This window comes from Kitasatospora sp. NPDC051164 (assembly GCF_044455625.1).
Taxonomy (GTDB): domain Bacteria; phylum Actinomycetota; class Actinomycetes; order Streptomycetales; family Streptomycetaceae; genus Kitasatospora.
In genome coordinates, this window is sequence record NZ_JBITFB010000036.1 from 66,768 (window position 1) to 72,824 (window position 6,057).

General features: G+C 71.5%; 5 protein-coding genes. 1 reads left to right on the forward strand and 4 read right to left on the reverse strand.

Annotation, left to right across the window (positions count from 1 at the left end; translation table 11 throughout):
• From ACIBEC_RS38845 to ACIBEC_RS38860, 4 genes are all read right to left on the reverse strand, one after another.
• Nucleotides 1-117: IPT/TIG domain-containing protein (locus ACIBEC_RS38845; protein WP_396290056.1), on the reverse strand; the 117-nt coding region annotated here is incomplete at its 3' end.
• A 1,042-nt stretch (nt 118-1,159) separates the two neighbouring features.
• The gene (locus ACIBEC_RS38850; protein WP_360505581.1) at nt 1,160-1,717 is read right to left on the reverse strand and encodes a DnaB-like helicase C-terminal domain-containing protein; all 558 of its coding nucleotides are present in this window, start codon (nt 1,715-1,717) and stop codon (nt 1,160-1,162) included.
• A 108-nt stretch (nt 1,718-1,825) separates the two neighbouring features.
• On the reverse strand, nt 1,826-2,047 hold the full coding sequence (locus ACIBEC_RS38855; RefSeq protein WP_360505583.1) for a DnaB-like helicase N-terminal domain-containing protein: 222 nt from the start codon (nt 2,045-2,047) through the stop codon (nt 1,826-1,828).
• 612 nt (nt 2,048-2,659) lie between these two features.
• Entirely contained in the window at nt 2,660-3,403 is a 744-nt protein-coding gene (locus ACIBEC_RS38860; protein ID WP_360505586.1) for an IPT/TIG domain-containing protein, read from the reverse strand.
• Between the two features lie 1,133 nt (nt 3,404-4,536).
• On the opposite strand from ACIBEC_RS38860, the gene ACIBEC_RS38865 reads away from it, so the two are divergent.
• Nucleotides 4,537-5,928 carry a Mu transposase domain-containing protein gene (locus ACIBEC_RS38865; protein WP_360505589.1) on the forward strand — a complete coding sequence of 464 codons (1,392 nt, stop codon included), beginning with the start codon at nt 4,537-4,539 and terminating at the stop codon, nt 5,926-5,928.
• Nucleotides 5,929-6,057 lie beyond the last annotated feature (129 nt).

Genomic DNA, 6,057 nt, shown 5'->3' on the forward strand with positions numbered 1-6,057 from the left:
ACCGAACCGCACCGCCGTCGCCCCCGTGAACCCGCTGCCCGTCAGCGTCACCACCGACCCCGCCGCCCCCGACGCCGGACTGACCGAACCGATCACAGGTATGTTGTGATCAACCATGACATACCTCCATAAGGCTGTGCAGTCTTCGAGTTGACGAATCTCCTGCGTGGCAAGCGGCTTCAGAGAGTCGGTTGTTCGCCCGGGGATGCGCGACGACGGACGCCGAGTCGGGGAGCCCCGGTCGACGGAGGGAACATCGACCGGGGCTCGTCAGGGGTGCGTCGCTGGGCGGGTCAGGCGGAACAGACCTGCTCGTCCCAGTGGAGGAGCTCGCCGCCATCCGCCCGGTCGCCATGGTCGGAAGCCTTCCCGGCACGGCCGAGACGCCGTCCTCGGCCGATCCGCCCCCGGCACCGCCGGTGCTTGCCGCGGACGGACTCGGCCGAGCGCATCACGGAGGAGTTCCGTTCGAAGGCGTGGCCGTCGTCGGCCGCGGTCGCGCTCTCCGTCCTCGACGGTCCACCTGCAGGTTGACGGCCCACCAGCACCGTCGGCACGTACCACCCCAGCAGATGACCCCAGCACCACAGCGCTGAAGTCGTCCGTCGGCGGTCCGGGGGAGGGGGGCCGGCAGACCACCTGTCCGCCGCACGGACCAGCACGCCTCGGAGCCTTTGGATCGCTTGCATGACGCCTCCTGGCGTATGTAAGCCGCCGCATCTGCCGGCACCGCTGAGACGGTGCCGGCAGATGGATCCACATCCTCCACGGGGGTGCCCATCGCGAGCCGTACGTCACCCCGCCGCCTGAAGCAACAGCGGGCGCCGACTGCGCGCTTCCCCCGGGAGGGATGGGCGGCCCGCCGGTTGGATACGGAAAAGTAATCCAGAGGGGTGAAATCGGTGACAAGTCTTCCGACCTTCTTTCACCCGCTTGGCGCAGCGCCCGGCCGTCTCCCGAAATCCGGGAAATGGCCGATTCCGTAGCGCGCGCCCCGACGCCGATCAGCGAAAACGGACCATTTTCGGGAAATTTTCATGCCAATTCCCCACCCTGCGGGATCGCGCCTTCCCGACCCGGGGTTGCGCTGCGGGATCGGTCCGGGCGGGACCTGCACGGGGACGCTTGAAGGTTGTCGCAGGGGCCGGGTCGACCGGCCTCACAGCCGTGTCATCCCCGGCACGCCCGGCACCAGCCAAGTCGCTGACCTGCCAAATCCCGCCAGTGACCCCGGGTCGGCCGTCCGCCGTGGGATCCGGCCGCAAAAGCCGGGGCCCGGGGACGTCATGTGACGTTGCGGGTGATGTCGACGAAACGCGAGTAGTGGCCCTGGAACGCGACCGCCGCCGTGAATGTGCCGCCCCATGCGGTTCTTGGCCACGATCAGGTCCGCCTCGCCGGCGCGCGGAGAAGCCTTCGCGTAGGCGTCCTCCTGGTGGAGCAGAATGATTGCGTTGGCATTGGCCTCGATGCCACCGGATTCCCGCAGGTCGGCCATGGCGGGTTTCTTGTCCGCGCGCTGCTCGACGCACCGGTTGAGTCGAGCGGCCACGACCATCGGAATGTCGAAGGCTTTCGCGAGTATCTTGAGGCCGCGGGCGAGTTCGTCCACTTCGGTCGTGCGACCGGTGGCCCGGCCGGTCTCGGGGGTCATCGACTGCAGGGGGTCGACCAGGAGGACGGCCGGGAGCCGTCCCTGGGACTTCAGGCGGCGCAAGCCGGGAACGCAGCCGGGGGATGCTGACCTCCCCGCCGAGCTCGTGCGCCAGGGTGATCGGGTCGGCCGGCTGGTCGGCCGCGTCCAGGTCGAGGATCGCCTGGTGGATCAGGGCGTACGCGGGCGTAGGAGTGCTCCGGGTCCCAGAGCCGTGCCGGTCACGTCGTTGATGGCATCCGGGCAGAGCAGCATGCTGCCCAGCACGGACTGCTCGGCCGAGAGGTCCTGCGGGGGCCGGTGTTCCGTCTCCCGTTCCTCTTCCCCCCGGTGGCGCCGGCGGCCCGGGTCCGTCGGCGGCAGGTGCGGGGAGGCTTGCGGAGGGATCGTCATGACGGTCTCCTGTCATGACGAGGGGCGGGCCGGCAGGGGCCAGGGCGTCGCCTTCTGCTCTCCGGCGCGCGGGACCGGCCGGTCAGGTGCTGCCGGGAACCGGTTGCGCGGCGGACGTGCAGGCACAGCGATCCGCGGTCTCCATGCCGTTGACGCGGCTGTAGACCCAGGGACGGCTGCTCGGTTCCCCTCCACGTCGCGACCGCGACCGGCCGGTTCACCGGCCGGCCCTGCCGCACTGACGTGGTCGCTGCCGCGGTGAAGCCGCGCAGCGCTGTCGCCCGGCGGTGCGGGTCGCCGCTGTCCCCGAACCGTCCGGGAGCGGTTCCCGGATCGGCCGTGCCGGTACGGTGCCCGCCGCGGCCTCGACGCGGGTGGCTCCGTCCTGCGCGGCGGCCGTGGCCTCGGTACTCGGCCTCCGCCCGATCGCGGCGCCCACGGCCGCCGGCCCTTGCGCGATCGGGCGGCCGGCTCCGTTCCCCCGGGGCCGGCGGGGAACCGGGCGGCGGGTACGACGGGACGAGACTGCCCGGGCGCGGCCGATGACGGTCCCGCCCGGGCAGACGGCCTCGTCGGCCGTGCGGTCCGGTGGCCAGTGGCCTGACTTCCGGATCAGATGCCCGGGCCGGCGATGTACGTGAACGCGCCCACGGCGGTCGCGCTGCCACCCGCGCTGGTGACCGTGACGTCGACGGCCCCGGCGGTGCCGGGCGGCGTGACGGCGGTGACGGCGGTGTCGCTGACGACGACGAACGGGGCCGGCGTGCCGCCGAAGGTGACCGACTGGGTGCTGCTCAGGGAGGTGCCGGTGATGGTCACCGGGGTGCCGCCGGAGGTCGGGCCCACGCCGGGAACGACAGTGGCCACGGTGGGCACGTCCACGTAGCTGTAGGTGAAGCCGTTGTTGGTTCCGCCCGCAGTGGTCACGCTCACCCCGACCGATCCGGCGGCCGTGCCCGCGGGCACGGTGACGCTGATGAGGCCGTCGCTGACGACGGTCGGCGTCGCGGTGTTGGCCCCGAAGTTCACGGCGGTGGCGGTCGACAACCCCGTGCCGGTGATGGTGACGGTGTTGCCGCCGGCCAGCGGCCCGGAGGTGTCGCTGAGCGCGGCCTTGAACGGCGCGCCGACGTAGTAGAAGCTGAGCGGGTTGCTGGTGCCCCCCGGGGTGGTCACGGTCACCTGGGCCGTCCCGCTGCCCGACGGCGCGATGACGGTGACCGAGGTGGGGGTGTTGGCGGTGATGGTGGCCAGCTTGGAGCCGAAGTGCACGGCCGTGGCCCCGGCGAGGTTGACGCCGGTGATGGTGACGATGGTTCCGCCGCCGGTCGATCCCTGGTTGGGGGAGATGGGCACGACTGCCTCCTTGAACGAGGTGGGTGAAGGCCGCGACGGCGGGCCCAGGAAGATCGCAGGTTACGCACGGTGCGGGTCGGACCAGGCCCCGGCGGGGACGCAACGGACGGCCGAGGCGGTGAACCGGGCGCCGGTGGGCCGGTCCACGGGTGTGGCCGGGCCGCTTTCCGGGCGTGAGGACGAGACCGTCCTGGATGGATGTCGCCGGTCGCGGTGGCGGGCGGATCGTTCACGCCCCTGCCAGGGGAGCCCATGGCGCCACGGTAGTGACCGGCCGTACGGCAGCCGACGCCCCACTCCCCCGGAGAGGATGGGCGACCCACCGGATTGGAGCTTCCAGTAACCCATTGAGGTGACAAGCAGGCAAGGCACTTGACGTCACATCACCCGATTGGCGGCACCTTGCGGCTGGGAGCACGGCCCGCCCGGCGCGAACGCCCGGCCGCGTCGGACGCGCGGACCTTCCCGGCCGCACCGGCGGGGCCGTCCGTGGGTGGGTCCCCTGGCGGCCGCGTGCGCTTCCGGTGTGCGGCGCGCAGGCCCACGACGTGTCAACTGCCGTTGACGCCCGGCCCGGCCGACGTCCGGGCACGGTAGCGGACGGGGGGCGCGCGGGTGCGCGCGCACATCCGCATATGCCACTGACCTTTTCTCCGAGCGGCGGTGCCGGCCGTGCGACCGTCCGGGATCGCTGCCGTGCGCGCCACCGCACGCCGGGCAGTGGCGCGACGGGCGGCCGGATGCGTGCGCGGCCCGGAATTCCGGGGAGGACCGCGAGCGCCGTCGCGCCCGCAGAGGTCTATTCCAGTCAACCATCCCCGCGTGCTTGCGAAAATTGTCAAGCATCCGACAGTCGAGATCCGGCCACTCTTTGGCTGACCTTCGCGTGCGGCTTGACACGACATGCGCGAGGCCTTTGCCAATTGATTGCGGCGCGATTCGCTCACTCAAATTACACAGCAATCGGCGACGTCTTGAAAAATCCTTTCTGCTCCCACCTCGGGATTTCGTGTATATTTCCTGGCTTCCCATGGGTCCCACGAGGGAGCCGTAATCCGTATCGGATCCTTACAGGAGCAAAATTGCTGACCGGAGAGGAATACATCAACATCTGTGCCCTGCGATCCCGAGGATTGTCCATCGCCGCAATCGCCCGTCTCCTCGGCCGCGACCGCAAGACGGTGAGCTCCTATCTGAGCGGGAAGCGCACGGTCGGGGTCCGCAGCTCCGGCTGGGGCGAGTTCGAGCGGTTCATCCCCTACTGCCGCCAGCGGCTGCAGGACGATGCCCACTTCGAGGCGTCGGCGCTGTTCGCCGAACTCGTCGATCTCGGCTACAACGGCGGCTACTCGACCTTCACCCGCGCCCTGCGGACCCATCAGCTGCGTCCCAGGTGCCCGCTGTGCCAGCGTCCGCCCCGCACCCGCCCCGCTCGGCAGGACGACGCGGAGGAAGTGCACTTCCGCTGGTTCGTCTTCTGCGACCCCCCTGCGGACTGGGGCAGCACCCACGCCTGCGTCCTGGTGGGACGCCTGACCCGCTCCCAGCGCTGGAGCGCGGCGCTCGCGGAGCAGATCGATTTCGGCCACCTGGTCGGCTCCGTCGACCGGATCCTGCGCCAGTTCGGCGGGACCGGCTGGCGCTGGCGCTTCGACCGGGCGCAGCCGATCCACTGTCCGGGAGGCGGAAAGTTGACCACGGCGCTGGGCAGGGTCGCGAAGCACTACGGTGTCGTCTCGGATCTCGGTCCGGCGCGGCAGGACGCCGACGACGAGGCGATCGGGCAAGCGCTAGCCCTGTGGTGGCAGACCGGCGGTGCGGACACCGGCCCGCTGGAGGCGCAGGAGAGCCTCGACAAGCTGGCCAGGCTCATGCACACCCGCCAGGCCTTGGCACGGGGCGGCGACGGAAGCACCGTGCCGCCCACGCCGGTCCTGCTCGACCTCCCCCACGACCCGTACCCCGCCAGGATCAGCGTGACCCGCACGGTCTCGGCCAACAGCATGGTGTCGTACCGGGGCAATCTCTACGCGGTTCCGCGGCATCTGCACGGCCACACCGTGGAAGTGCGCCGAAGGCTCGGTGACCCCCTCCTGGCGATCGCGACCCCTCGTGGACGGGTGATCGCCCAGCATTCACTGGCGCCCGACGGTGCCAGCCTGTCGGTCATCGGCCACCGGCACGGGATCGGTCTCGAGCGCCCGCTCCCGGTGCCGAGGCCGGCCTGCACCAGCAGGATGTACAGTCCGCCGTCCGCCGAAGCGCTCGCGGCGGCCGACGCGCTCCGACAGGACACCCGCCAGGAGGACGGATTAGAGCCCGGTCGACAGGCCGGCGGTTCATCGGCGCGCCGGTCCTGGCGGTGGACAGGCGTTCTCGACCGGATCCGGAAGGAGCCCACCGAGGAGGAGGAGCACGTCCGTTCCGAAGCCGTGATCCACCTCGCCGCGCATCGGCAGCACGACCCGACGCCGTACCGGCGAAGCCACACCGGCTCGGCGAGGCACCCGGACCGGACGAGATAGCGCGTACGACGGCCTTCGGCCTGCCGGACCCTGCACCGGCGGGGGTGCCCGGCGGGGGCGGGGGGCGCCGGCCGCGCCCCCCGGTGGCCGGGGGGGGGGCCCGCCGGGGCGGGGCCGCCCGGCGGCCGG